A 2,572-nucleotide genomic window follows, 5' to 3' on the forward strand; every position below is an offset into this window, starting at 1 on the left:
TCATAATCAGTGAAAACGAGTAAGGCGGGACACGTGATATCCTGTTTGAATATGGGGGGACCATCCTCCAAGGCTAAATACTACTGACTGACCGATAGTGAACCAGTACCGTGAGGGAAAGGCGAAAAGAACCCCTGTGAGGGGAGTGAAATAGAACCTGAAACCGTGTACGTACAAGCAGTAGGAGCCCACTTGTTGGGTGACTGCGTACCTTTTGTATAATGGGTCAGCGACTTATATTCAGTGGCAAGGTTAACCGTTTAGGGGAGCCGTAGGGAAACCGAGTCTTAACTGGGCGTTCAGTCTCTGGATATAGACCCGAAACCAGGTGATCTAGCCATGGGCAGGTTGAAGGTTGAGTAACATCAACTGGAGGACCGAACCGACTAATGTTGAAAAATTAGCGGATGACTTGTGGCTAGGGGTGAAAGGCCAATCAAACCTGGAGATAGCTGGTTCTCCCCGAAAGCTATTTAGGTAGCGCCTCGGACGAATACTACTGGGGGTAGAGCACTGTTAAGGCTAGGGGGTCATCCCGACTTACCAACCCTTTGCAAACTCCGAATACCAGTAAGTAATATCCGGGAGACACACGGCGGGTGCTAACGTCCGTCGTGGAGAGGGAAACAACCCAGACCGCCAGCTAAGGTCCCAAAGTATAGCTAAGTGGGAAACGATGTGGGAAGGCTTAGACAGCTAGGATGTTGGCTTAGAAGCAGCCATCATTTAAAGAAAGCGTAATAGCTCACTAGTCGAGTCGGCCTGCGCGGAAGATGTAACGGGGCTAAGCTATACACCGAAGCTGCGGCAATATGATTTATCATATTGGGTAGGGGAGCGTTCTGTAAGCCGTTGAAGGTGGACTGTAAGGTTTGCTGGAGGTATCAGAAGTGCGAATGCTGACATGAGTAACGATAAAGGGGGTGAAAAACCTCCTCGCCGGAAGACCAAGGGTTCCTGTCCAACGTTAATCGGGGCAGGGTAAGTCGACCCCTAAGGCGAGGCCGAAAGGCGTAGTCGATGGGAAACGGGTTAATATTCCCGTACTTCTTATAATTGCGATGGGGGGACGGAGAAGGCTAGGTGGGCCTGGCGATGGTTGTCCAGGTTCAAGTACGTAGGCGGGTGGTTTAGGTAAATCCGGACCGCTACTAACGCTGAGATACGATGTCGAGCTACTACGGTAGTGAAGTCATTGATGCCATGCTTCCAGGAAAAGCCTCTAAGCTTCAGATTATAAGAAATCGTACCCCAAACCGACACAGGTGGTCGGGTAGAGAATACCAAGGCGCTTGAGAGAACTCGGGTGAAGGAACTAGGCAAAATGGTACCGTAACTTCGGGAGAAGGTACGCTCTTGGCGGTGAAGTCCCTTGCGGATGGAGCTACTAGGAGTCGCAGATACCAGGTGGCTGCAACTGTTTATTAAAAACACAGCACTGTGCAAAATCGTAAGATGACGTATACGGTGTGACGCCTGCCCGGTGCCGGAAGGTTAATTGATGGGGTTAGACTTAGGTCGAAGCTCTTGATCGAAGCCCCGGTAAACGGCGGCCGTAACTATAACGGTCCTAAGGTAGCGAAATTCCTTGTCGGGTAAGTTCCGACCTGCACGAATGGCGTAATGATGGCCACGCTGTCTCCACCCGAGACTCAGTGAAATTGAAATCGCTGTGAAGATGCAGTGTACCCGCGGCTAGACGGAAAGACCCCGTGAACCTTTACTACAGCTTGGCACTGAACATTGACCCTACATGTGTAGGATAGGTGGGAGCCTTTGAAGCATGCACGCTAGTGTGTGTGGAGGCAATCTTGAAATACCACCCTTGTATGCTTGATGTTCTAACGTTGGTCCCTAATCGGGATTGCGGACAGTGCCTGGTGGGTAGTTTGACTGGGGCGGTCTCCTCCCAAAGAGTAACGGAGGAGCACGAAGGTGGGCTAAACACGGTTGGACATCGTGTGGTTAGTGCAATGGCATAAGCCCGCTTGACTGCGAGAATGACAATTCGAGCAGGTACGAAAGTAGGTCATAGTGATCCGGTGGTTCTGAATGGAAGGGCCATCGCTCAACGGATAAAAGGTACTCCGGGGATAACAGGCTGATACCGCCCAAGAGTTCATATCGACGGCGGTGTTTGGCACCTCGATGTCGGCTCATCACATCCTGGGGCTGAAGTCGGTCCCAAGGGTATGGCTGTTCGCCATTTAAAGTGGTACGCGAGCTGGGTTTAGAACGTCGTGAGACAGTTCGGTCCCTATCTGCCGTGGGCGTTGGAAGATTGAAGGGGGCTGCTCCTAGTACGAGAGGACCGGAGTGGACGAACCTCTGGTGTTCGGGTTGTCATGCCAATGGCATTGCCCGGTAGCTAAGTTCGGAATCGATAACCGCTGAAAGCATCTAAGCGGGAAGCGAGCCCTGAGATGAGTCTTCCCTGGCACTTTAAGTGTCCTAAAGGGTTGTTCAAGACTAGAACGTTGATAGGCAGGGTGTGTAAGTGCTGCGAGGCATTGAGCTAACCTGTACTAATTGCCCGTGAGGCTTAACCATACAACACCCAAAGGGTTTTGAT

The 2,572-nt window shown here is 51.3% G+C and carries 1 rRNA gene; it reads left to right on the forward strand.

What is annotated here, in order from left to right:
- Positions 1-2,550 (forward strand): 23S ribosomal RNA (locus tag MD535_RS25330); the annotation flags it as partial.
- Between the last annotated feature and the right edge of the window lie 22 nt (positions 2,551-2,572).

The organism is Vibrio qingdaonensis (genome assembly GCF_026191675.1).
GTDB lineage: Bacteria > Pseudomonadota > Gammaproteobacteria > Enterobacterales > Vibrionaceae > Vibrio > Vibrio qingdaonensis.